Origin of the sequence: Methanocaldococcus jannaschii DSM 2661, from assembly GCF_000091665.1 — an archaeon.
Lineage (GTDB): Archaea > AGJL01 > Methanococci > Methanococcales > Methanocaldococcaceae > Methanocaldococcus > Methanocaldococcus jannaschii.
In genome coordinates, this window is sequence record NC_000909.1 from 1,531,240 (window position 1) to 1,555,483 (window position 24,244).

Genomic DNA, 24,244 nt, shown 5'->3' on the forward strand with positions numbered 1-24,244 from the left:
TAAATATATAGATACACAAAAGCTTAGGAAACTATAAAAACCATTTACACAATTATTAACCTTAAAAAGTTTTTAGTGATTTGGGAAACACATGATGTAGATGGTGAATAAAATGAAGTGGAGAAGAACACACTACTCAGCAGATATTAAACCAGAAATGGATGGACAAGAAGTTATTATAATGGGATGGGTTCATTCAATTAGAGCTTTAGGGAAAATTATATTTGTTATTTTAAGAGATAGAGAAGGGACAGTGCAAATTGTAGCACCAAAACAAAAAGTTGGAGATGAGTTGTTTAGCCAAATAAAAAAACTTGGAGCAGAGGATGTTATAGCAGTTAAAGGAAAAGTTATAGCAAATGAAAAAGCACCAAATGGTTTTGAAATATTACCATTAGAGTTGGAGGTTATAAACACCGCTAAAAGACCTCTTCCTTTAGACCCAGCTGAAAAAGTCCCAGCAGAGTTAGATACAAGATTAGAAAATAGATTCTTAGATTTAAGAAGACCAAAAGTTCAGGCAATATTTAAAATTAGAAGTGAAATGCTAAAATCTGTAAGAAACACACTCTATAATGAGGGCTTTATTGAGGTAAATACACCAAAATTGGTAGCAAGTTGCACTGAGGGAGGAACTGAACTCTTCCCAATCTCATACTTTGAGAGAGAGGCATTTTTAGGGCAGAGTCCTCAGTTGTATAAGCAGATGTTAATGGCAACTGGGTTGGATAGAGTTTTTGAAATAGCTCCAATATTTAGGGCTGAGGAGCATAATACAAGGAGACATTTAAATGAAGCTACATCAATAGACATTGAAATGGCATTTGCTGATGATAAGGATGCTATGGATATATTGGAGAAAGTTGTTTATAACGCATTTGTAGATGTTTATGAGAATAGAAAGAAGGAGATTGAAACTTTAGGAATAGAGTTTGAGTTGCCACCAGAGAAGTTTGATAGAATCACTTACGATGAAGCTATTGACATTGCAAATGCAAAAGGTGTTGAAATTAGCTGGGGAGAAGATTTGAGTAGAGAGGCAGAGAAGGCTATTGGAGAGGAGATGGAAGGACTCTACTTTATAACTGACTGGCCTTCTGAAATTAGGCCGTTCTATACAATGCCAGATGAGAAAAATCCAAATATTTGTAAGGCATTTGATTTAATGTATAAAGATTTAGAGATTTCTTCAGGAGCTCAAAGGATTCACTTATATGATTTATTAGTTGAGAATATTAAAAAGAAGGGCTTAAACCCTGATGGATTTACATATTACTTAGAGGCATTTAAGTATGGAATGCCTCCACATGCAGGATGGGGATTAGGAGCGGATAGATTTACCATGGTATTAACTCAGCAAGAGAACATTAGAGAGTGTGTTTTATTCCCAAGAGATAGGCAGAGATTAACTCCATAATTTTTAAATACTTTTTAATGAGAAATTAATAAGATTATTATGATGGATAAGATAATTCAAACACTTACATTGACATTTACTTTTTTGTATTACAGCATTCCAATGCTTATTGTTGGTTTATTTATCTCTCAAATTCTCATAGAGAGTAATATCATCAAAAAAATCTATTTTATTGGAAAGATATTTACAAGATTGGCAAATCTTCCAGAGGAGTGTGGGATAGCTATAACAACATCTTTTATTGAACCAAGAATGGCAAACATAATGCTTGTAGATTTTTATAAAAAAGGGATTATAAACAAAAAAGAACTCTATATCTCATCTTTAATAGATGCATTTCCGGCAATGCTTAGGCACTGGGATTCTTTATTGCCAATTTTGCTTGCCACCTTAGGATTCTTTGGAATAATCTATTTTATAATCTTAGTTTTGATTGGATTTATTCAAACACTCATTTTTATGGCTATTGGAAAGATAACATTAAAAAATAGGGAGTATAAAGAAGATAACACAGACAAAAAGATAAAACTAAATAAAGATGTTGTTTATACAGCTTTTAAAAACACTATAAAGTATGGAATTCCAATAATAAGGGATATAACAATAGCCTCCATTATAACCTCATTTTTGATTGAATTTGGATTTTTTGACTATATAACTGAGATTATAAAAAATAAAGCTTATTATCTACCACTTTCAGTTGAAGAAATTACTGTGGCAGTTACCCAACCAATAAACTACATAGGAGCTTTTGTCTTAGCTGGAGAGTTTTTAAATAGGGGAATTTTAGATGAGATTGAAGTTGTAAGAGCTTTACTTCTTGGCTCTATATTATCAAGCATTCCAGCGTTGAGATTTTTAGCTCCATATTATATAGGCATATATGGATTTAAAGATGGTTTTAATTTGATGATGATATCTACATTAGTTAGAATTTTGATAACTGCGTTGTTTGTGATAATAACTTTAATATTGTGAGATTATGGGTATAAAATATCAAAAGATTGGAGATGTTGTTATCGTTAAAAAAGAATTAAGTGAGGATGAAATTAGAGAGATTGTAAAAAGAACTAAATGTAAAGCTATCTTGCTATACACAACCCAAATAACCGGTGAATTTAGAACTCCACATGTAAAAATCCTATATGGGAAAGAAACAGAAACAATCCATAAAGAATATGGCTGTTTGTTTAAGTTAGATGTTGCTAAGATTATGTGGAGTCAGGGAAATATTGAGGAAAGGAAAAGAATGGCATTTATAAGCAATGAGAATGAGGTAGTTGTTGATATGTTTGCTGGTATTGGTTATTTCACAATTCCATTAGCTAAATACTCAAAACCAAAGTTGGTCTATGCAATCGAAAAAAATCCTACAGCTTATCATTATCTATGTGAAAACATCAAATTAAATAAACTAAATAATGTCATCCCAATTTTAGCAGATAATAGAGACGTTGAGTTAAAAGATGTCGCAGATAGAGTTATCATGGGCTATGTACATAAAACACACAAATTTTTAGATAAGACTTTTGAATTTTTAAAAGATAGGGGAGTTATACATTATCATGAAACAGTAGCTGAAAAGATTATGTATGAAAGACCAATAGAGAGATTAAAATTCTATGCTGAAAAAAATGGCTATAAATTGATAGATTATGAAGTGAGAAAGATTAAAAAATACGCTCCAGGCGTTTGGCATGTTGTTGTAGATGCTAAATTTGAAAGGATTTGATTAAATTCTATGCATGTATTTAAATATATCTTCATGCTGGACAATGACTTGAACACCCAATTCTTCTCCAGCTTTTTCAAGTTCTTTTTTTAGTGTTGCAAAATCTACTTTAGCGTTTGATATATCAACGAGCATAATCATGGCAAATAGATTATCCATAATAGTTTGGCTTATATCTAAGATGTTTGCATTATTCTCAGCCAATACTTTTGAGATTCCCGCAACTATTCCTGTTCTATCCTGCCCAATAACTGAAACTACAACTCTACTCATCTTCTCTCCTCTTTAAATTTGATTAGTGAGTTATGATTTATAACTTTAAACATTACATACATCAATTTAAGGGTTGTGGTGAAACTATGAGGATATTTATAACGGGAATGCCCGGAGTTGGAAAAACTACATTAGCTTTAAAGATAGCTGAGAAGTTGAAGGAGTTAGGCTATAAAGTTGGAGGTTTTATAACTAAGGAGATTAGAGATGGAGGAAAAAGAGTGGGATTTAAAATAATAACCTTAGATACCAATGAAGAAACAATATTAGCCTATGTTGGAGATGGAAAAATAAAAGTTGGTAAATATGCTGTTTTTATAGAAAATTTAGATAACGTTGGAGTTGAGGCAATAAAAAGGGCTTTGAAAGATGCTGATATTATAATTATAGATGAACTTGGAGCTATGGAATTTAAGAGTAGAAAGTTTTCTGAAGTTGTTGATGAGGTTATTAAAAGTGATAAACCGTTATTAGCCACACTACACAGAAATTGGGTAAATAAATTTAAAGATAAAGGAGAGCTATATACTTTAACTATTGAAAATAGGGAGAAATTGTTTGAAGAAATATTAAATAAAATATTGGCAGGATTAAAATAATTATCTTTATCTTTCTATTCTTAAATAGCTGATAATCCCTACAACAATTGAAAATATTGCTGAAAATTTATACATATTTGCTATTCCTAAAATATCAGCTAAGAATCCAAACGACACTGCACCAATAAACATCCCAATATTTATGCTTGTTGTAAAAAGCCCCATAGCTTCGCCTTTTCTATGTGTTGGGATGTCTTTAACTGCGAGAGATGTTGTGGCGGTGGAAGATATTGAACTACCAACTGCTATAATTGTTAAAGAAGCCAATATAGTCAAAAAAGTTGTAGAGGTTGAGAGCAAATACATTCCAAAGGATATTATAAAAATTCCAATGATTATCATTATATTTCCCAATTTATCGTAGAGTTTTCCAAAACTTCTTTGAAGTAAAGCCATTAAGATATTTGTTAAAGCAATCATAAAACCTACTTGACTTATAGTTATATTGTAGTTAATTGCATACAATGCCAAATACGCATATATCCCAGCATTTATCATAACATTAGATACATTGATAATAAAAGAGGATGAAAAATTCCTATTTTTCAAAAATTCAAATGAGAATAAAGTAGATATTTTTTTAACATCTATTTTTTCTTTATTTTTATTAAAAACAATATCCTCCAATTTCATATAGCTTATAATTGCCGCCAAAATTCCTAAAAATCCACAAAAGTAGAATGGCATTTTAATTCCATACATATCAGCAAGAATTCCCCCTATAAAAGGTCCTATGCCAAAGCCCAATGTAATTGCTGAATTAAAAATTCCCATATATTCTCCTAATCTTGTTTTTGGGGCTATAGCCGCGATATAAGACCCAGCTACTGGTGTTACAAAAGCTGAAAAGATTCCAGTAAAAATTCTCACAATTAAAAAACCTAAAACTGTGCTAACAAAATTATACATTAAGGTAGAGACTCCATAAAAAAATGTTCCACAGACAATAAAAAACTTCTTTCCATATATATCAGATAAAACTCCAACAGGAATTTGAGCTACTGTTCTCGCTAATGCAAATGAACCAAATATTAAACCAATTTCTAAATTTGTAGCTCCCAGTGTTTGGGCGTATATTGCCATAATTGGTGCTATAAAACCAACACCAAGCATAGTTGTAAAGGTAGTAATCCAAATAACAAAAACATTTTTCTCTAATTTTCCCATAAAACCACCTAAAAACGTTAAAATAAAAAAATGAAATAGGAAAAATTCAAAAAACAAAAATAAATAGAGTGTTTTATTCTTTATCTTTGCTATTTTTTCTTTTAAATACATATCCTACAACCAATACAATGGCAATAACCACTATTATTCCCAATATCCAATAACTTTTTGAATTTGAATTATTCACTACCACTTTTAACGGTTCTTGATAGACATACACGTTATTATCTCCCTCATCACTATCTCCTGCACATCTTATTTCAATAGTTATTATATAAGGCTTTGATTCAGCATTTTTATCAACATCTATAACTATAACTCCAGTTCCTGTTTGGTTAGGGTAGAGAGTTCCAATAGTGTCACTTTTAATTGGGTAATCAAATGGTTGTCCAGAGTTTCTAATTGCTGAAATCTTAACTCTCTCTGCCTTTTCACTACCAACGTTCTTTATTGTTATATAGACGGTGTTTTCTTTTCCAGCAGTTACATTAACTTCTTTTGTTATAATCTCAAATAATGGCTTTGGTTTAACATAGATGTCTATGAATTTTTCAGTTTTGTATTTGTTATTGGCAGTATCTAAATAACTAATTTCAATTGGAAGCTTATAATGCTTAGCAGAGGCATATTTATCTACATCCACATAGAAAGATACTGTCTTTGAAACTCCGGGCAATAAGTTGCCAACATCTTTTATATTGCAGTTACTCCAGCTATCTTTAAATGGTTTATTTGTTATTAATTTTAATTTAACATCCTTCGCCTCTGCATGTCCATTGTTGGTTATTGTTACATCAATTCTCACATAAGTTGTTCCTGGCTTTATCTCCTTAGGGTCAGTTACCACATTAGATATTCCCAATAAAATATCTCCTTTTACATAAGCTCCAATGGTTATCTGCTCTGCCCTTTTAGTTCCGTCTTCATCTATCCATGTAATTACTGCAGGGATTTGATAACAGCCCTCAACTAAATTGCTTGCAGTGTATAACTTTAAATTAATTACTCTGCTATTATCTGGCTTTAAAGCTCCTAAGTAGAATTTTGTTTCTCCAACTGGTGAAATTGGTAGATTAGATATAGGAACAGCTGTTGGGTAGTAAATAGTTTTTTCTTGGGTTTTGGTTGTCCCATAGGCAGATACTTCAACTGACTCAGAACCAGCATTTACAGAGTTTAAAGAATATCCAATATACAGATTAACTTCCTTAGCTGTTCCTGTTCCTGTGTTTATAATTTCAATTGGAACTGTTTGAGTTTTTGATGGAATTAGGCTAAAATTCCCATTAATTTCAAAGCTTGCTATTCCATAAACATGTAGGTAATAGATTTTAGTTATTTCATAGTGGTGGATTGTTTCTTTCCCATCTTCTTTATTAATTTCATCATAACTTACCTTTACATCTATTTCATAGTCTCTTGATGGGGCATTTTCATCAACATGTAGTTTGAAATATACAGTGTCTGATTCTCCAGGATTTAAATGGCTGATTGTTGCTTTCCCCTTAATTGGATTAACCTGCCTTAACTCAAATGGATAGTGTGGAGAAACCTCAACAACTATGTTTTTAACTTCATTATCATAATTATCATTAGTTATTTTAATCCACAAATCAACATCATCCCCAGGATGAATAACATTCGGCTGATACTGAGGAGCATCTACCTGCAAAGCATAAACTCCTGAAATAAAGATTAATGATATTAGGAATATTTTTATTTTATTGGTTATCATTGAGTATCACCTTTCAATCTCTTAATAAGTGGCATTATATGCCTCTCTTCAATAACAATTAAAGCTGGTAGTAAGGTTAAAACCACCACCATACAGAAGGAAATCCCTAAAGCACAGACCTTTCCTAAGTTTGCCATCATTGGTAATGGAGCTAAAACCAAAGCTAAGAAACCAACTACTGTTGTTGCTGTTGTAGCCATAACTGCAGTTCCTGTTTCAACTACAGCTGTTTCTATTGCCTTATCTATTGGCATCCCTTTCCTTCTTTCTTCATCATACCTATGCATCAAATGTATTCCGTAATCAATACCCAACCCCAGTATCAGAGAGCCTATTCCAGCGGTTGCCATATCCAAGGGAATGTCTAAAAGCCCCATAGCTCCTCCAGTCCATATAACTGCTATAAGCACTGGTAAGAGAGGCATTATAGAGGATAACGGCTTTCTGAAGTAGATAATCAATATTATTAAAATCCCAATTAGACCTACTGTTGTTGTAAAGCTTTGGCTCTCTTTCATTAACTCATCCATCAACTTCCTCATTGGTGGAGTCCCTGTTGCTATAACTTCAACTCCTGGAGGAAATGGAGTTTCTTCAATTCTTTCATTTACATCATCCATTACTCTCATTAGCTTTTTCTGGTCTCCACCAGCGTCAGTATATGCATTAACAACTGTCATTGAATAGTCTGAGTTGAATATTCTCTTTCTCTTATCTTCTGGGAGTTTATTTAGGATATCTTTAACCGTATCAATGTCATTTGGCACAATACCGTTATTTTTTTGAATGATTATATCTACTGGAGAGCTTACGCTTGTTATCCCATCTACATATCTTAAATTATCCTCCAATTCTTTAATTGCTTTTAAAACTCTCGGGTCTCTTATATCAACAACTTTATCACTGCTATCTGAGGGTTTTAGCTTTATACAGATAGTTATGACATCAGTTCCTCCAAATTCATCCCTGACTTCATATAGGGTTTTTATAATTGGATTGTCTTGAGGAAGCATCTTTTCAAAGGCAGTTTGAGATTTAACATTGGTTGCTGATATTCCAGCAAATACAGTTATAATTAAGATAATTAGAAGCATTAGGAATGGTTTTTGTTCGGAGAAATGAGCAACTTTTTTTAATATTTCTCTAAGCATCAATACCACCATTATAAGGAAATTAATTATCTAAGTCATTGAGAGCTTCCAAAATCTTCTCTGAAATTTTTTTCATTCTCTCAATTCCTTTAATTTTTTGTTTTATGAACTCTTTCTCTTCTTCATTGCATTTTTCTTCTAATTTTTTTAAATCTTCATAAGTTTTTGCAATTAAATCATGTTTTCTCTTAGCAATATCTTTAATTGATGAAAAGCCATCAACAGCTTCATAATAGTTTTTTCTCTCTCCTTTAATCCATACTTTCCTTACAAATCCTAACTCTTCAAGCTTTTTTAGAGACATGCTAACGTTTCCTTTACTAATCTTTAACTCTTCCATAATGTCTGAGATTGTTAATGGCTTATCAGATAAGTAAAGGATGGCATACACTGCCCCTACTGATTTATTCAACCCATGAATCTTTGCAAGTTCTGAAAACAACTCAATAATTAATTTTTTTGCTTCTTCCATTATTATCACTTTGTAATCTTTTTAACTGTTTTTAGATAGAATTTTAGCGTGCCATCTTTTATTTATTTTTTAGTTTTATTTTTGTAATATAGCAATCTGCCATAGTCTCACCCGTTCATATTGTTCAAAATTTTTTGAACTAACTGAATAAAATGTAATTAATGGGAAGGTATATAAAATTTACTAAAATTAATTAGAATAAATATTTAAATTTATAACTAAAATAGCTAAAAATGAAAACTTGAAAATAAATAAAGGAAAATACTTAATATCAGAATGTTTTTATAGAACATAATGAATTTCATGTGTAATCATAAAAACATACTCTCAAGAAGTTTTATAATCCTTTTATACCTTATATAAACTATAACAAAAAATTTTAAATGGTGATATTATGGAAGTGATTATTAAAGCTAAGGTGAAGCCAACTGAAGATAAATATAAAGTTAAAAAAGCTATCTTAAACATATTTCCAAAGGCAAAATTAACATTTATTGAGAAAGATAATGAGTTTGGAGAATGGGAAGGAAAAACTAAGAGTGTAGAGAAGTTAAAGGAACTTTTAAGGAGTCAGTCAATATTAGATGCTGCAAGGATGGTTTTAGAGAAAGGAATGACAGAGAACGCAACAAAATTTTATTTAAATAAACAGGCAGCTTATGTAGGGGCCGTGAATTTTGATATAGACACACATGGTGGGATATTTGTTAAAATCTTGGCTGATGAAAATGAGGATATTATGAAGATAATTAAAGACATCGCCCCAAGAACTAAAGGAGGAGTTATAATTAACGAAGATGAATTAGAAGAGGAAGAAGAAAAAGAAGATAGTGAAGAGATTAAAGAAGGACATAAAGAAGAAAATAATTTAAAAATAAAGGTAATTGATAATTCATCCGGTGATTAGATGGACAATAATGAGATTATTGGCTACACAATAGGAGAAACAAGGATTGATGAATTAACATTTTTGGCTAAAGAAGCCCCAAAAGTTGGGGATTATGTTAAAATAAATTATGACGACTCTGAATTATTGGGAATGGTTGAAAGCACAATCCAAGGAAACATGGCTTTAGAGGATATTTTAAACATTGAGCATTTAGAGAAAATTAGGGAGTTTGAAGATAACTCATCCTACTACATTTTAGGAAAGATAAAGGTATTAGGAGATATTAGAGATTTAAATAAAGATGGAGCTTTAAAGTTGCCGAGAGTTCCACCAAAGCCAGGAATACCAATTTACAGAGCAGATGATGAGTTATTAAAAAAAGTTTTTGGTAATGGGCATTTAAAAATAGGGCATTTAGTTACAAGGGAAGATGTGGAGGTTAAATTAGACGCAAATAAATTATGTTCAAGACATTTGGCTATATTGGCAATGACTGGGATGGGAAAGTCAAATACTGTAGCTGTTTTGTTAAGAGAGTTGAATAAGCTTAAAGCAACCGTTTTAGTTTTTGATATGCATGGAGAATATAAAGATATTTACTGCGAAAGTGAAAAGCTAAGAGTTCATATAATTGAGCCGAAAATAAATATCTATAGGATAAATGATGATGATTTGTGTGATTTGGCTGGCGTAGATGCCCAAGCAACAAAGCAAAGACCATATATAAGAAAGGCGATAAAAGAAATTAAAGAAGAACGTAAAGAACATGATTTCAGCACAGTTGATGATTATATAAATGCAATAATTGGGAAATTGGAAGAATACAAATCAAATGATAATTATAAAAAAGATGAAAGTAGTATTCAAACAGCCATATTTAGATTGGAAGATATGTTGCAGTTTAGAAAGAATATTATAACTCTTCACTATAATCCAATAAATGATATTAGGGAACATTATATCAACATAATTCCAATGGAAGAATTGGATGAGAATGCTGTGGATATTGTTGTTTCTTATATAGCTAAAGCAGTTTTGGATGATAGGAAGAGGATTATTATTGATAAGGGAAGAGACTTTGCAAAACCAATATTTATGATTTTTGAAGAGGCACATTTAATAGCTCCACAACATAGAAAAACAAGGGCTAAGCATTATCTAAGCAGGATAGCAAGAGAGGGAAGAAAGTTTGGTGTTGGTTTATGCTTAGTTTCACAGAGACCTAAAACATTAGATGCTGAAACTTTATCTCAATGCTCTAATCTAATAATATCTAAGCTTATTGAACCAACAGACCAAAAACATGTCCAAATGGCTTCTGAAAATTTGAGTGAAGATTTAGTTAAACAATTAACAAGCTTAAACATTGGTGAGGCGATAATTTTAGGACCGTGTATAAAAGTGCCAGCAATTGTTAAGGTAGATAAATTTGACGGAAGATATGGAGGAGAGGATTTAAATCTTGTTGAATTATGGGAAAAGGACTTTATAAATACTGAACGTTTAAAAACAGATGATATTGAAGAAAATGCCTTTGGAGATGATGATTTATTCTCCTAAAACTTTCTTTTTTCTATACTCAATGACAATTTTCCCAACATAAACTCCAAGGATTGTAACGACTAATATTATCCAGAACTCCAATGGAAATCCAAGTATTTTAATGTGATGAAGTATTTCGTCTTTTCCAGAAGTTAATAACAAAATATGAGCTGCTTCTAAGGCATAGACACCAAAAATCCCAATTTCTAAAACTTCCATCGCCTCTCCAATAGCTACTTGGTATTTGGTATTTTCAGCCAATTGATTAGCTATCTTTCTCTCTAAATCTTCGGATATTGTAGTTAATAACCTTGTTAAACTTGTTGCTAAGCTATCATTACTTTTTAAAATGTTTTCTATCTCTGCAATCCTATAAATTAATCTTCTTAGTTTTCTTTCTGCCTCAACTTTCTCTAAAATCATTAAATCAAAGTCCCCAAAGTTTGGAGGATAAGAGGAGTTTAAAAACTCAACTATTTCTTTTAGATAACCGCAGACAATTTCTATTACTGCCAACTCTCTGTCTATTCTACTTAACTCTCCCCTAATTTCAGTTATATCCTCTAAATCAACTCCTGATGCAAGTGTGTTACTTATAACTTCCAATTTAGAGGCAATATTATTTAATTTAAAAAACAAATCCCTTGAAACGCCAGTAATACTCCTTATAAAAGGATAGTAGTAGATAAATTTTTCAAACTTCTCTGGATTTTTATGTGAGATAAATATTCCAAAGTCTCCAAAGATTATTAACCCATCATCTATCTCAATTATATTCTTAACTGCTCCAATAACTTGACTAATCTCCAATATTGTATTTTCATCTATATTAACAACTGTTTCTGTTAAAACAGTAACGTGCTTATATACCTTTATCTCTCCATAGAGAGTTTCAAGTAAATATCTTTGTGGTGGAGATATTAAATGGCTCATAATTCTTGAAGAGTCCAAGATTAAGTCAGGAATCACGAAAGAAAGATTATCTAAGCTTACAATCTCCTCTTCATCTCCAGCTTTTGTTATTTCAGAGGAGTAGATACATCTTCCAAGATAATCAACATATATAAAAACGTCTTTTTTCCTTTCCCCTATAATTTCAGCTGTAAATTTTACAGATGTTTCTGGAATAAATTCAATAATATTTACTGTTGTTTGATATTCAGATGTTTCAAAAACTGCTTTATACCTTATATCTCTCCTTTCTGATGCGGTAAAGTATTTAATTCTTTTTCTTTGATACTCTTTTAATGTAATCCTATCTATAAACTCAGTCATATAATTCTTTCCAAAAGGAATCCATTCAGTTAAGATTACCTTTGGATTTTTTATTTTTAAATATTTGAATCCCATAATGATACCTTCATTATGTAGCTTTTTGATTTATAGCTAATTTTATCAATCTTTGTAATCTCTATTTCTAATTTTTCATTTTTAGATTTTATTATTATTCCATTCTTTGTTATTTGGATTTCTTTTAGTCTCCCATTTTCCAATAATGTTTTATCAATTGTCTCTTTATCTTTCTGGTTGAAGTTGTAATCTATCTTTTTTCCAATACTATATCCAACAATAAACTCATTTAACCCTCTGACTGATAGTAAAATCTCATTTAAATAATTGTTATCCAAGAGATAATTTAAATCATTTATTGCTTCATAAGAGATATTTATGAATTTTATTTCATCTTCCCACATAAACGGAGTTGGGGCATAGTCATAACCTTTAAAGACATCTAATTTTATAAAATAATATATAAGAGCAAATAAAACTGTCTGTTTAACCCATCTCTTTTTATTTCCATTTGTCAATAGGTTTATTATATAATGTAACTTCTGCTGATTCTCATTCATTGCTACCACTCTTTTATAACCTCATATATAGGACCGTTTGGAGTTAAAGTTGATTTATAAAGCTTTATGTGTTTTGCTTCAAACTCTCCAAAATCTACATCTTTATATTTTTCAATTCTATCTTTTAATTTTTTCTTGTTATCAATGAATTTAACTCTACCAATTGTTAAGTGAGGAACATACTCTCTTTCTTTTTTAAATCCTAAGTTTGATAGTTTTTCATCAATTTCTTTAAAGATTTCTACAAGATTATTATTGTAAGCTCCAATCCATATAACCCTTATATAGTTAGAGTTTGGGAATGTTCCAATATATTTTAGCTTTATTTTTATTGGCTGAATTGATAAATCTAAATTCAATATTTCTTTTAATTTTTCTTCATCAACTTCTCCTAAGAATTTAACGGTTATATGTAAGTTCTCTTTCTCAACTAACTTTATCCCTTTCATTTTAAACTGTTCTTGAAATTTGGCTATCTCTTCCTTTATATTTTCTGGGATGTCTATAGCCAAAAACAGCCTCATCCTATCCCTCAGTATCTTAGCAGTATAGGGATACCTTCAACTATATCATAAACCCTATTACATTTTTTACATATCAACTTATTTTTATTTTTGTTTAAGTATAAATCTCCTCTACAGTATGGACATTGTAATATTTTCAGATATTTTTCAATCCAGTGCATGATATCACTGAATCTTATATTTTTCAAATACTATATTAAAAATTCCATTAAAATAATATTTAGTATCTCAATTTTGTCAATTTTAATTTTATGTAACATTTTTTTATATTAGCTCAAGACATTTTTAATAAACTTTAAACAAAAAAGTTTAAATAGTATTATCAACATTAGATATGATGATAACACAATTAAATAATACCAAAAGGGTGAAACTATGCACATACCAGATGGCTACCTTGGCCCAATAACATGTGCTTTCTTCTATTTGATAATGATACCAATTTGGTATAAGAGTATTAAAGAGCTTAAAAAGTTAGACCCAAGAAAGTTGCCATTGTTGGGAGTTTTAACAGCTTTCTCTTTCTTAGTTATGATGTTCAACCTTCCAGTTCCAGATGGAACAACAGCTCACATGGTTGGAGGGACATTGATAGCAATATTGATGGATAATCCATGGGTTGCGACGATAGCAATATCTATTGTTTTAATTATACAGGCAATATTCTTTGGAGATGGGGGAATAACTTGTATTGGAGCAAACTGCTTCAATATGGGTGTTGTGTTACCGTTTGTTGGTTATTATGTTTATAAATTCTTAAGAGATAAGGTTGGAGAAGTAATTGCAAGTGGTATTGGGGCTTATGTTGGAATTGTTGCAGCAGCAATTGTTGCAGGCTTTGAGTTTGGATTACAGCCATTTATAGAGCCAGGTTATTGTCCATACCCTTTCACCGTCTCAGTTCCAGCAATGGCATTTGCTCACTTGATAACAGCAGGACCTGCAGCAGCGGTAGTAACTGCAATAGTTGTTTGGTATGTAAAGAAAGTAAGACCTGATTTATTCACATCAAAAGAACAGCAAGTTAGTGGGGTGAATGCATGAATTGGCAAGACCCCTTAGTTAAAAAGTTTCTCTATTTAATTGTAGCTATGGTAATTCTCTGTCCTCTTGGAATATTGTTAGTTTGGAATTATGGAGATGCGTGGGGAGAATGGGGACCAGAAGATGTTGCTGAAAAAGTTGGGGAAGATAAAGTTAGCGGATTACTACATTTAGCGGATATTTGGAGCTATGCTCCTCTTCCAGACTATGATATTCCAGGATGGGATGACCCATTTCATGCATCTATAGGATACATAATATCTGCAATAGTTGGAGTAATACTATGCGTTGGGGCATACTACGCACTTATAAAGATTGTAAATCCAAAAGCAGCGGCAGGATAATTTTTTTACTTTTTTAATTTCTATATTCATCTTCTATTATTTTTGGAGTGATTTTAATATAATAATTTTAAAGATTTTGATAATTTTTATTGAATAATTATAAAAATTGTAATGTAATTATTTTGATTGTTTAAAATATATAATATAAAAAGCAGAATTATTCGTGAAAATATGAACAATAAGTTATTTGATAAAACAATAGAGCATGTAATAAAGTATTTAAATGAGAACATATTTTTTGAAAAATACACAAGAATATCAGGGCTTTTACAGAATATAGAAAGTAGGATAAAGATAATATCCTTAGTTATATTTCTTGTTGGAAGTGTTCTATCCAAGCATATTTTAACTTTAATCATATTTAACTCAATTGCATTAATTCTTGCATATTTATCTAATATACCCCTATTACAATATTTAAAAAGAGTTTATGTATTTATTCCAATTTTTGCTGGAATAATTGCCATTCCAGTAATGTTTAACTTTATGACTCCTGGAAAAGATGTTTTTGTTATTTTAAATAACCCCCACATCTCTATAACTTATGAGGGGCTTATATATGCTATAACATTTACTTTGAGAGTAGCAACATGTGTATCATTTGCAGTCCTCATCCCTATAACAACACAATGGAATAAAGTTACCTCTGCCATACATAAATTAGGAGTTCCTGAGGTTGTTATCACTATAACAAACCTTGCCTATAGGTATATATTTTTACTTTTAAATTTTGTATTGGACATGATGTATTCAAGAAAATCAAGAGTCGTTAATAAATTGGGAATGGTGGAGAGTTGGAAAGAGGCAGGAAAAGCCATTGGAGCATTATTTATAAAAACTTATCAAATGGGGGAAGACMCATATTATGCAATGCTTTCAAGAGGATATAATGGAGAAATAAAGCACATCTACAGAGAAGAAATTAAAATTAAAGATATCGCATTTTTATTATTTTCAATAATCATAACAGCTTTACTTGTATTATTTGATAGAGGGATACTATGAAAGAAATATATAGACTTGTTGATGTTTCATATAAATATCCTAATGGTTCTATTGCTTTGGATAATGTAAATCTAAATATATACAAAAATGAGGTAGTAGCTATTTTAGGACCAAATGGAGCAGGAAAAACCACATTATTAAAAATTTTAGATGGATTAGTATTTCCAGATAAAGGAGAAGTTTATTTTGAAGGTAAAAAATTAACTGACGAAATATTAAGAGACAAAGAACTGATGAAAGAATTCAGAAGAAAAGTTGGATTCGTTTTTCAAAATCCTGATGTCATGCTATTCAATCCAACTGTTTGGGATGAAGTGGCTTTTTCTCCTCTCCACCTTTACTCAAAAGAAAAGGCTATTGAAGTTACCGACAAAACATTAAAAGACATGAAAATTTATCATTTAAAGGATAGGCATCCTTATAATCTAAGTGGTGGAGAGAAGAAAAAGGTTTCAATATCGTGTATATTGTCTGTTGAACCAGAGGTTATTTTAATGGATGAACCTACATCTGCATTAGACCCAAAAAGTAGGGCTGAAATTATGAATTTAATAAAATCATTTAAAGAGTGTGGAAAAACTGTGGTTTTAGTTACTCATGATTTAAATTTGGCTTGCTTGGCAGATAGATGCTACGTATTAAACAAAAAGGTTATATTCGAAGGAAAAGTAAAGGATTTATTTTCACTAAATTTGGATGAGTTAAATTTAGATGTTCCTGAGATATCTAAGCTTTTTATTAAATTGAAGAATATGGGTTATAATATAAATGAAATACCAGTTACATTAGATGAAGCAGTCAATATTATTTCAAAATTATTTCAAAAATATTAGGAAAGTAGCTTCTCTAAAATTCTTATTGCTTGCCATTTATCTAAAAATTCGTTAAATGTTCCACACTTTGTTGAGTATATGCAGAGAGGACATCCGTCTGCGCAGTTACAGTTTTTCAAATGCTCTAAGCTTTTATTTAGCAGTTTTTCAGCATTTTCATATAGAATCTCCGCCAATCCAAAGCCTCCCTCATTTCCGTCATAGATGAAGATAACTGCTTTATCCTTAAACAGATTTCTGTTGAATCTCTCATAGCTGTAGCCACCAATCTCTCTGCTGTCTATATAGGTAAAGATTGGAGTTATCTTTATAATATTATGCTCTATAGCATGCAAACCCCCAGCAATGCCGTCTTTGCTATCAATAAGCTTTTTTATCTTATAGGTTAGCTCTTCAACCTTTTTAGTGTCTTTTTTAACGTTTAAGTGCTTTTTAACTCTATTTTTAATAACATTCTTTATGTAAGTGAGTTGTAGCTCCCAAGTAAATTGGAAATAGCTCTTTTCTGCTGAGTTTTCTATCTCTATAGATTGAGATAGCTAAATCATCCTCTTCTATCTTATCCAAGAAACTCAAAGAACTCTTCATTTGGTTAACATCCCTAATATAATCTGGAAATAACATAACCATATTCCATCTGTCTCAAAGTCTCTAATAATCTTTTTGTTAAACTTAACACTTATAAAGTTCAAGCCAAAGAAATCCTTAAATAAATCAATCTCTGCATCTAAGATGCCATTATCTTTTAGAGCTAAAAGCTCTTGATAGTATTTATCAACATCAACTCCTCTAACAATAAATCCCTCATAAATCTTCCTAACTCTCAATCTTCCATAATAGATGTCTATATCCTTATAGCTCTTTTTATCATAAATATCTAAGATGTCAATCTCTTCCTCTTTCTTCTGCAGTGCTTCAACATCCCAAAACATATCCAACTCATCGGCAAATATAAAATGAAATTTCCTAATACCTATCTTGTCCTTGGCTATAAACAGCTTCCCTCTTGAAAAATAGGGCATTCCAGTAATTAGAGAGCGGTAATACTCATCTTTATCAACCTCTTCAATAACATAGCCCTTAATCTTAAGCCAATTTATAAAACTCAAAATCTCACTTTGGGTTTTATTTAACAATTTAGATTTAATCCATGGTTTATCTAAGATTAAATAATAGCTCTCATCACTTGCAGTTCTTATTGATGAATAAATAGGCTGTTTTACATTCCTTATCTCTGTCTTGTTGGTTATTGGGTTTTTATAAATCTTTATCTTCCCTTCTCTCTCAAGTTCTTTAACTATCTCCTTCTCAAAGTCATTAAGTTCATCAAAATCCACTATTTTTAACTCAGAGATTAAATAATGCAAGTGCTTCTTAGTAACAAATCTATTTTTTATATTTACTGGCATGTATTCAATAATTCCTTTCCTAATCCTCTCATAAAGCTCATTTAGATGCTCTTTATAGTAATAATCTAAACCGTCCTTCCTTAGAACTATGATGTTTAAAGCTTCTTTATCTCTCCTCCCAGCCCTACCAAACCTCTGAATTAATGAAAATATGCCATCTGGTGGAATACCATAGTTTATAACTGCATCTAAATCTCCAATATCAATTCCAAGCTCTAAAGCATTGGTTGTTAATAAAGCTAATATCTCCCCATTTTTAAACTTCTCCTCTATCTCCTCCCTGACATACTTTGGCAGAGTGCCTTTATAGGTTGAGAGTTTATAAAAAACCTTAGAATTTAATAAAAATCTCATCAACTTCTCTGTCTCTTTCCTTGTATCAAAGAATACAAGAGTTTTTATATTGTTATCTACTAAATTCTCTATCAATCTTCTCAACAACTGTTTATTGTCCAAATTCTTTGGCTCTAAGATTGCTAAATACTTCCTTGATGAAGGATTGTAGCTTTTATCAACAACCTCAAAATCTCTATTAAACAACAATTTAACAAACTCTTTTGGGTTTTTTAAAGTTGCAGAGAGGCAGAGTATCTGCAAATTGTTATTTAATCTCTTCAAAAGCTTTAACAATCTCTTAAAAACATAAACCATGTTTGTTCCAAAGACTCCCCTATAAACGTGGAGTTCATCAACAACTAAGAGCTTTAAATTCTTTAAAAGCCATAAATAGTTGTTGTGGTTTTTTAATATTTGATAGTGAAGCATATCTGGAGTTGTAAATAATACATTTGGCTTATCCTTCAAAATCTCCCTTCTTTTCTCTAAGCCCACATCTCCAGTTAATATCTCTGCTTTAACTCTCTTGTTAGTTATTTTATAAAATAGCTCATTCTCCATAGAGAATTTTTCATATTGGTTGTTTATCAATGCCCTTGTTGGATAAATAAGCAGATACCTATCGTCAGGATTTGACAAGAAGTTGTCAAATATAGCCAATCTAAAAATCTCACTCTTTCCACTTGCTGTTGATGTTGTAACAACCACATCTTTTTTATTGTAGAGATACTTTAAAGCCTTAACTTGATGTAAATATAATTTAAATCCTAAGGCATCAATTAGCTCATTAATCTCTTTATTTTTAAATTTGAAGTTGGAGAATCTCCCTTTCCTCTCTGGGATTTTGTAAATCTTTATAATTTCTTTTTCAATGCCTTTAAATACATCTTCCATGACAATCATCTTCTATTGAATCTTTTCCATAAACGTTATTTATACTGGGAAATAAATTTTTAATGATTAATGCTAAATAGATTTGTAATCTTGGATATTTAATATTGGGTAAACTGGTGAAATCATTTAAAATTTAAATAACCATAAGCTACCGCTCTATAATATCCATAAAAGGAAATATGATTATAAAACTGACTTCAATAAATTTGGAGGATAATCATAATAAAAGAAATTTTAAAATATAGTGTCTTTCAAAGTTGTTAAAATTAATATTAATAATGGATATTTGAACGCTCTCCTATAGGGAGGTGTTCATTAATGCCTTAGTTATTCCAGAAACCATAGGGCTTCGCCTATTGGTATACCCAAATCCTTCTGAGTTGCACCTCCGAGCGTAAGCGAGGAGGTGTTAGATTTTTGATGAACCTTTTACTAAAAGGTTCTTTCAAAATGTTTTTGAAAGATACTAATAAAATATAAGGTGATAAAATGATTGTTATCTTAGACAACGGAGGGCAGTATGTTCATAGAATACACAGAAGTTTAAAGTATATTGGAGTTAGCTCAAAGATAGTTCCAAATACAACACCATTGGAAGAGATTGAAAGCAATAAAGAAGTTAAGGGTATTATACTAAGTGGAGGGCCTGATATTGAAAAAGCTAAAAATTGTATAGATATTGCTTTAAATGCTAAACTCCCTATTTTGGGGATTTGTTTAGGACATCAATTAATTGCCTTGGCTTATGGTGGAGAGGTTGGAAGGGCTGAGGCAGAAGAATACGCACTAACAAAGGTCTATGTAGATAAAGAAAACGATTTATTTAAAAACGTTCCAAGAGAGTTCAATGCATGGGCTTCACATAAGGATGAGGTTAAAAAAGTTCCAGAAGGTTTTGAGATTTTAGCTCATTCAGATATATGTCAGGTTGAAGCAATGAAACATAAAACAAAGCCGATTTATGGAGTTCAGTTCCACCCTGAAGTTGCTCATACAGAATATGGAAATGAGATTTTGAAAAACTTTTGTAAAGTTTGTGGTTACAAATTTGAATAACTAATAATAAAATTTATATAAGTTGATATCAAACATACTAAACTATCCAAATAATTCAAATTCTTTTTTGTGGTGAAATTATGTTAATGTTATTGTTAATTATTGTTGGATTAATACTTGCATTGATTGTTTTAGGTATTGTGATTTATATTGTCTCAATATATAACAGATTCCAAACATTAAAAAATGGAGCTGAGGCAACATTGGGGCAGATAAGGGTTGCTTTAAAAAAGAGATTGGACATGATTAACCAGCTTGTTGAGGCAGTTAAAAGCTATGCAAGCTTTGAAAAGGAAACATTAACAAAAATAACTGAGCTGAGGAGTAGCGTATTGAAAGCAAACACAGCTGAAGAAATTCAAAATATTGAAAGAGAGTCAAGGAACATCTTAGGAAATATTTTAGTAGCTGTTGAAAATTATCCAGAGTTAAAAACCTCCGAGACAGTTAAAGAGTTGATGGATGCAATAAAGGAGATAGAGGATGAGATTGCAAGGCATAGATACACCTATAATAATATAGTCCAAGAGTTCAACACAAAAATAGATACATTCCCTTCAAATATTGTAGCAAATTTATTTGGATTTAGGAAGATGGATTATCTGCAGTTTGAAGAGGAGATATATGAAAGACCTAAGATTAGCTTTTAATTATTAATTTTAATTTTTAGGGGATTTTTATGAGGGAGGAGAAGGAAATTATCATTGTCTGTCTTCTCATTTTTATTGTGGGAGTTGTTGGAATTTTTTTGACCACATCATTTAACGGAATGAAATACACTTCTATATATATTAAAGACTATGAGGCAAATTTGTATATTGGGAAGAATTTAACATTAGAAGAAATTTACAGTTATGAGGTCTTAGAAGGTAGGAAGTACAGGATGCTATATAGAGATTGGAAAGCTCCATTGGTCTATAATGGCAGTTTAAATACCCCTTATGTAAAAGTTTTAAACCTCTCTACCTCATCAAAAGACATGGTTGGATATGTTGTTGATTATAAAGGAGACATTTTTGTATTTAGTGATGAGGACTGGATAAAAAGAAATATTGAAGAGATTGTAGATAAATATTATATAAGAAACGAAGTTGGATTCTATAACCCTCTTTACATACGCAATCCCGGAATTTATACAACAAGTTATAAGTTTGTCATATATCCTCCAATTGAGACCGACAATGTATTTTATCATATAAATTTAAAGCTTGCAGATGAACACCTCCCTTACAAAAATGTTAAAATTAATGTTATAGACGAAAATAACAGTATATTAGATTTGTTCGTCTATCCTTCAACATTCAAGGTTTATAAAACATATTTTGGTTATACTATTGAAGGAAGTAGTCCAAAGAATGACCCAATTGAAGTTGAAATGTTGTTAAAACCAAATTCAGTTAATGGATTCACAAGATATGTTTATAATGTAGAGGGAAAAACAATATCTGCCTATAAAAAATATACTTTTGTAAGTAACATTGTAATGACTTTAAAATATCTCCTAATGGCAATAATTTTGTTATTTCCATTGATAGCTTATATCATATATTTAAAATTTGGAAAGGAGAAGTTTTATGTAGTTCCAGAATATTTAAGCTATGTTCCAAATAAAAATAGAAAACCATGGATTGTTAATCTCATATTTGCTGGAGATGCCGGATTTTTTGATAAAGAGGGATTTTATGCCACTTTATTGGACTTACATAACAGGGGCTATATAAAAATAATGAACGGTGGAAAAATAGAGATTTTAAAAACAGATTTAGAAAATTTGGATGTATATGAATCAGATGTTATGAAGTTTTTGATGAAGTATTCAAAAAACAATGTATTTGACCCTGAGTATATAAAATCCCTTGCTCAGAAATATAAATCTTCTAAGGATAAACTTAAGAAGTTAAAAGATGAGTTAGATAAAATTATGGAGTATCCAAGATATTCATCAAAAGTGGTAAATGCTTTCTTAGAAACAAGAGGAAAGAAGATAATTATAGCACTTTTAGTAATATCTATATTACTTGCAGTATTCCTATATTTCATACCCAAATATTCCCAAACATTTAATGAGGTATTTTACCTCTCAATAGTATTTGTTGTCCAAAATATTATTTTGGCATTAACCCCTACATCTCTGTTTGGAAGGTGGAAAGCCAATTATTATAAAGAAAAATTGGAGTGGGATGCGTTTAAAAACTTTTTATCCAACTTAGCGATGATTAAAAAATATTCTCCGGAGGATATATCAATTTGGAAGGATTGGCTTATTTATGGAACAGCTTTAGGAGTTGGAGATAAAGTCGTTGAGGCGATGAAATCGTTAAACCTCTCTGAATTGGTTGCTGACTATGTAATAATTCACTCAAACTATGATTCAATGAAAACTTCTGTAGATAGTGTATATTCATCAACAACAGGCTCTGGCGGAGGATTTGGAGCAGGAGGAGGCTTTGGTGGCGGGGGAGGAGGAGCGAGATAATTTTCATAAGTAAATTTTATTAATTTTGAAAGACCTACTATAAAAACAAAAACAAGAGGAGAAATAATGGATAATAATAGAAAAGTTATAATTGTTGGAGCAGGTCCTGGAGACCCTGAGCTAATAACAATCAAAGGTAAAAAAGCTATAGAAGAGGCGGATGTAATTATCTATGCTGGTTCATTAGTCAATGAAAAGCTCTTAGAGTATAACAAAAAAAATGCTGAAATTTACAACAGTGCAAACATGAACTTAGAGGAAATAATTGATGTGATGGTTAAAGCAGTTAATCAAGGAAAGAAAGTCGTTAGATTACACACAGGAGACCCTTCTATTTACGGAGCTATAAAGGAGCAGATTGATGAGCTATCTAAATATGGAATAGATGTAGAGATAATTCCAGGAGTTAGCTCCTTATTTGCAGCAACTGCTTCATTAAAAGTTGAGCTAACTCTCCCAGAGGTTTCTCAGACAGTTATTATCACAAGACCAGAGGGAAGGACTCCAATGCCAGAAAAAGAAAAGTTGAGGGATTTAGCTAAGCATCAATCAACAATGGCTATTTTTTTAGGCGTTTCAATGATTGACAAGGTTGTTAAAGAGCTAATTGAAGGTGGCTATAGAGAAGAAACTCCAGTGGCTGTTGTTTATCACGCTTCATGGGATGATGAAAAAATAGTTAGAGGGACTTTAAAGGATATAGCTGAAAAGGTAAAAAAAGAGGGAATTAAAAAAACTGCACTAATAATTGTTGGAGAGGTTTTAAATCCAAAGTATTATGCATACTCTAAACTCTACGATAAGAATTTTGAGCATGAATATAGAAAAAGCCATAAAAAATTTTGATGAAACTTTTTTGAAAAGTTTCATTCTGACTTTTGATAAAGATTTTGAACATGAATACAGGAAAAAGAAGTAAGAAAATTTTTATTTTTATTTTTTACTTATTTTTTCTCTCCTCTATTTTTTCAAGCAGTATCTTTAAATCAGTTTTTTTAGTAATGTCGGTTTCTTTCTCTAACAACTCTCTAACTTTCTGTTCAAGCTCTTCTAAGCTATTAACACTTTCTAAAAGCTCTTTAATAAACTCCATATTTGCCATATAAGGCAAAACATCAAACATCAACAATTCAATCTCTTTTCTTTGGTTCATATCTATCCCTTATAGCTATTTCTCTAACTATATGTGTTATCTGCCTTTCTAAGTTGTTTATTTTGGCATACAACCTATAAATTAAATAGAATAAGACAACTATCGATATATATATAAGTGCATCAACTCCCCTACCAACCCCCAAAACTTCTGCAACATATCCAAAAAACTCTGGGAATACTAAAAATATTACAACGAAACCCCAGACAAAAATCCAAAATAATCCCTCATTAAAGCTTATACTTCTTCTTTTTAACTGCAACACAACCCTTGACAAGGCAAACAATGCAAATATAACCCCAACTATTTGGATTAGTTCCATAAGTTTTTCCTCCAAAATTTT

The 24,244-nt window shown here is 31.0% G+C and carries 28 protein-coding genes; 14 read left to right on the top strand and 14 right to left on the bottom strand.

Annotation, left to right across the window (positions count from 1 at the left end; translation table 11 throughout):
* Positions 1–112: 112 nt before the first annotated feature.
* The 3 genes from aspS to taw2 are packed head-to-tail and all read left to right on the top strand — an operon-like array spanning position 113 to position 3,149.
* Positions 113–1,417 carry an aspartate--tRNA(Asn) ligase gene (gene aspS / locus MJ_RS08300; protein WP_064496866.1) on the top strand — a complete coding sequence of 435 codons (1,305 nt, stop codon included), beginning with the start codon at positions 113–115 and terminating at the stop codon, positions 1,415–1,417.
* Positions 1,418–1,459: 42 nt separating this feature from the next.
* Positions 1,460–2,395, top strand: coding sequence for a hypothetical protein (locus MJ_RS08305; RefSeq protein WP_064496978.1), 936 nt, complete (start codon positions 1,460–1,462; stop codon positions 2,393–2,395).
* Positions 2,396–2,399: 4 nt separating this feature from the next.
* Positions 2,400–3,149, top strand: coding sequence for a tRNA(Phe) (4-demethylwyosine(37)-C(7)) aminocarboxypropyltransferase Taw2 (taw2, locus tag MJ_RS08310; RefSeq protein ID WP_010871081.1), 750 nt, complete (start codon positions 2,400–2,402; stop codon positions 3,147–3,149).
* Here taw2 and MJ_RS08315 read toward each other — a convergent pair whose 3' ends face one another.
* Positions 3,150–3,422 carry an ACT domain-containing protein gene (locus MJ_RS08315; RefSeq protein ID WP_010871082.1) on the bottom strand — a complete coding sequence of 91 codons (273 nt, stop codon included), beginning with the start codon at positions 3,420–3,422 and terminating at the stop codon, positions 3,150–3,152. It abuts the gene before it with no gap.
* 32 nt (positions 3,423–3,454) lie between these two features.
* On the opposite strand from MJ_RS08315, the gene MJ_RS08320 reads away from it, so the two are divergent.
* Positions 3,455–4,021 (top strand): NTPase, encoded by a 567-nt coding sequence (locus tag MJ_RS08320; protein WP_010871083.1) that lies wholly within the window; start codon positions 3,455–3,457, stop codon positions 4,019–4,021.
* A 6-nt stretch (positions 4,022–4,027) separates the two neighbouring features.
* Here the strand turns inward: MJ_RS08320 and MJ_RS08325 are convergent, their stop codons facing one another.
* From MJ_RS08325 to MJ_RS08340, 4 genes are all read right to left on the bottom strand, one after another.
* Positions 4,028–5,188 carry an MFS transporter gene (locus tag MJ_RS08325; RefSeq protein WP_010871084.1) on the bottom strand — a complete coding sequence of 387 codons (1,161 nt, stop codon included), beginning with the start codon at positions 5,186–5,188 and terminating at the stop codon, positions 4,028–4,030.
* Positions 5,189–5,261: 73 nt separating this feature from the next.
* Positions 5,262–6,923 (bottom strand): COG1361 S-layer family protein, encoded by a 1,662-nt coding sequence (locus MJ_RS08330; RefSeq protein ID WP_010871085.1) that lies wholly within the window; start codon positions 6,921–6,923, stop codon positions 5,262–5,264.
* On the bottom strand, positions 6,920–8,074 hold the full coding sequence (locus MJ_RS08335) for an MMPL family transporter (protein WP_064496868.1): 1,155 nt from the start codon (positions 8,072–8,074) through the stop codon (positions 6,920–6,922). Before MJ_RS08335 ends, MJ_RS08330 begins: the two co-directional genes overlap by 4 nt.
* A gap of 22 nt (positions 8,075–8,096) precedes the next feature.
* On the bottom strand, positions 8,097–8,546 hold the full coding sequence (locus tag MJ_RS08340; protein WP_064496869.1) for a GbsR/MarR family transcriptional regulator: 450 nt from the start codon (positions 8,544–8,546) through the stop codon (positions 8,097–8,099).
* Between the two features lie 394 nt (positions 8,547–8,940).
* Between MJ_RS08340 and MJ_RS08345 the strand changes: the two genes are divergently transcribed.
* Positions 8,941–9,453, top strand: a complete 513-nt coding sequence (locus MJ_RS08345; RefSeq protein WP_010871088.1) for an RNA-binding domain-containing protein — start codon at positions 8,941–8,943, stop codon at positions 9,451–9,453.
* On the top strand, positions 9,454–10,995 hold the full coding sequence (locus MJ_RS08350) for a helicase HerA-like domain-containing protein (protein WP_010871089.1): 1,542 nt from the start codon (positions 9,454–9,456) through the stop codon (positions 10,993–10,995). It abuts the gene before it with no gap.
* On the opposite strand, the gene MJ_RS08355 is transcribed toward MJ_RS08350, so the two are convergent.
* The 4 genes from MJ_RS08355 to MJ_RS09395 are packed head-to-tail and all read right to left on the bottom strand — an operon-like array spanning position 10,984 to position 13,512.
* On the bottom strand, positions 10,984–12,327 hold the full coding sequence (locus MJ_RS08355) for a hypothetical protein (protein WP_010871090.1): 1,344 nt from the start codon (positions 12,325–12,327) through the stop codon (positions 10,984–10,986). The genes MJ_RS08350 and MJ_RS08355 overlap by 12 nt on opposite strands.
* On the bottom strand, positions 12,309–12,827 hold the full coding sequence (locus MJ_RS08360) for a hypothetical protein (RefSeq protein ID WP_064496870.1): 519 nt from the start codon (positions 12,825–12,827) through the stop codon (positions 12,309–12,311). The genes MJ_RS08355 and MJ_RS08360 overlap by 19 nt, the downstream gene beginning before the upstream one ends.
* Before the next feature lie 2 nt (positions 12,828–12,829).
* Positions 12,830–13,351, bottom strand: a complete 522-nt coding sequence (thpR, locus tag MJ_RS08365; protein WP_010871092.1) for an RNA 2',3'-cyclic phosphodiesterase — start codon at positions 13,349–13,351, stop codon at positions 12,830–12,832.
* 8 nt (positions 13,352–13,359) lie between these two features.
* Positions 13,360–13,512, bottom strand: coding sequence for a Trm112 family protein (locus MJ_RS09395; protein WP_083774554.1), 153 nt, complete (start codon positions 13,510–13,512; stop codon positions 13,360–13,362).
* Positions 13,513–13,726: 214 nt separating this feature from the next.
* On the opposite strand from MJ_RS09395, the gene cbiM reads away from it, so the two are divergent.
* From cbiM to MJ_RS08385, 4 genes are all read left to right on the top strand, one after another.
* Positions 13,727–14,395 (top strand): cobalt transporter CbiM, encoded by a 669-nt coding sequence (gene cbiM / locus MJ_RS08370; RefSeq protein WP_010871093.1) that lies wholly within the window; start codon positions 13,727–13,729, stop codon positions 14,393–14,395.
* Positions 14,392–14,739: a PDGLE domain-containing protein gene (locus tag MJ_RS08375; protein ID WP_010871094.1), complete on the top strand. Its 348-nt coding sequence runs from the start codon at positions 14,392–14,394 to the stop codon at positions 14,737–14,739. Before cbiM ends, MJ_RS08375 begins: the two co-directional genes overlap by 4 nt.
* A 171-nt stretch (positions 14,740–14,910) precedes the next feature.
* Positions 14,911–15,744, top strand: coding sequence for a cobalt ECF transporter T component CbiQ (gene cbiQ / locus MJ_RS08380; RefSeq protein WP_064496871.1), 834 nt, complete (start codon positions 14,911–14,913; stop codon positions 15,742–15,744).
* Positions 15,741–16,577 carry an energy-coupling factor ABC transporter ATP-binding protein gene (locus tag MJ_RS08385; protein ID WP_010871096.1) on the top strand — a complete coding sequence of 279 codons (837 nt, stop codon included), beginning with the start codon at positions 15,741–15,743 and terminating at the stop codon, positions 16,575–16,577. Before cbiQ ends, MJ_RS08385 begins: the two co-directional genes overlap by 4 nt.
* On the opposite strand, the gene MJ_RS09645 is transcribed toward MJ_RS08385, so the two are convergent.
* The 3 genes from MJ_RS09645 to MJ_RS08400 form a co-directional block, all read right to left on the bottom strand.
* Complete coding sequence (locus MJ_RS09645; RefSeq protein ID WP_010871097.1) at positions 16,574–16,912, bottom strand: Zn-binding domain-containing protein; 339 nt, start codon at positions 16,910–16,912, stop codon at positions 16,574–16,576. The genes MJ_RS08385 and MJ_RS09645 overlap by 4 nt on opposite strands.
* 109 nt (positions 16,913–17,021) lie before the next feature.
* Positions 17,022–17,165, bottom strand: coding sequence for a hypothetical protein (locus MJ_RS09650; RefSeq protein WP_209320029.1), 144 nt, complete (start codon positions 17,163–17,165; stop codon positions 17,022–17,024).
* Positions 17,162–19,216 (bottom strand): DEAD/DEAH box helicase, encoded by a 2,055-nt coding sequence (locus MJ_RS08400; RefSeq protein WP_010871099.1) that lies wholly within the window; start codon positions 19,214–19,216, stop codon positions 17,162–17,164. The genes MJ_RS09650 and MJ_RS08400 overlap by 4 nt, the downstream gene beginning before the upstream one ends.
* 489 nt (positions 19,217–19,705) lie before the next feature.
* Here MJ_RS08400 and MJ_RS08405 point away from each other — a divergent pair, with 489 nt between their 5' ends.
* The 4 genes from MJ_RS08405 to cobM all read left to right on the top strand — a co-directional run bounded on the left by MJ_RS08405 (position 19,706) and on the right by cobM (position 23,594).
* On the top strand, positions 19,706–20,272 hold the full coding sequence (locus MJ_RS08405) for a GMP synthase subunit A (RefSeq protein ID WP_010871100.1): 567 nt from the start codon (positions 19,706–19,708) through the stop codon (positions 20,270–20,272).
* A gap of 80 nt (positions 20,273–20,352) precedes the next feature.
* Complete coding sequence (locus MJ_RS08410; RefSeq protein WP_010871101.1) at positions 20,353–20,922, top strand: LemA family protein; 570 nt, start codon at positions 20,353–20,355, stop codon at positions 20,920–20,922.
* A gap of 29 nt (positions 20,923–20,951) precedes the next feature.
* Positions 20,952–22,748, top strand: a complete 1,797-nt coding sequence (locus MJ_RS08415; protein WP_010871102.1) for a DUF2207 domain-containing protein — start codon at positions 20,952–20,954, stop codon at positions 22,746–22,748.
* 66 nt (positions 22,749–22,814) lie between these two features.
* The gene (gene cobM, locus MJ_RS08420; protein WP_010871103.1) at positions 22,815–23,594 is read left to right on the top strand and encodes a precorrin-4 C(11)-methyltransferase; all 780 of its coding nucleotides are present in this window, start codon (positions 22,815–22,817) and stop codon (positions 23,592–23,594) included.
* A gap of 94 nt (positions 23,595–23,688) precedes the next feature.
* Here the strand turns inward: cobM and MJ_RS08425 are convergent, their stop codons facing one another.
* The gene (locus tag MJ_RS08425; RefSeq protein WP_010871104.1) at positions 23,689–23,901 is read right to left on the bottom strand and encodes a hypothetical protein; all 213 of its coding nucleotides are present in this window, start codon (positions 23,899–23,901) and stop codon (positions 23,689–23,691) included.
* On the bottom strand, positions 23,879–24,223 hold the full coding sequence (locus MJ_RS08430) for a DUF2304 domain-containing protein (RefSeq protein ID WP_064496980.1): 345 nt from the start codon (positions 24,221–24,223) through the stop codon (positions 23,879–23,881). The genes MJ_RS08425 and MJ_RS08430 overlap by 23 nt, the downstream gene beginning before the upstream one ends.
* Between the last annotated feature and the right edge of the window lie 21 nt (positions 24,224–24,244).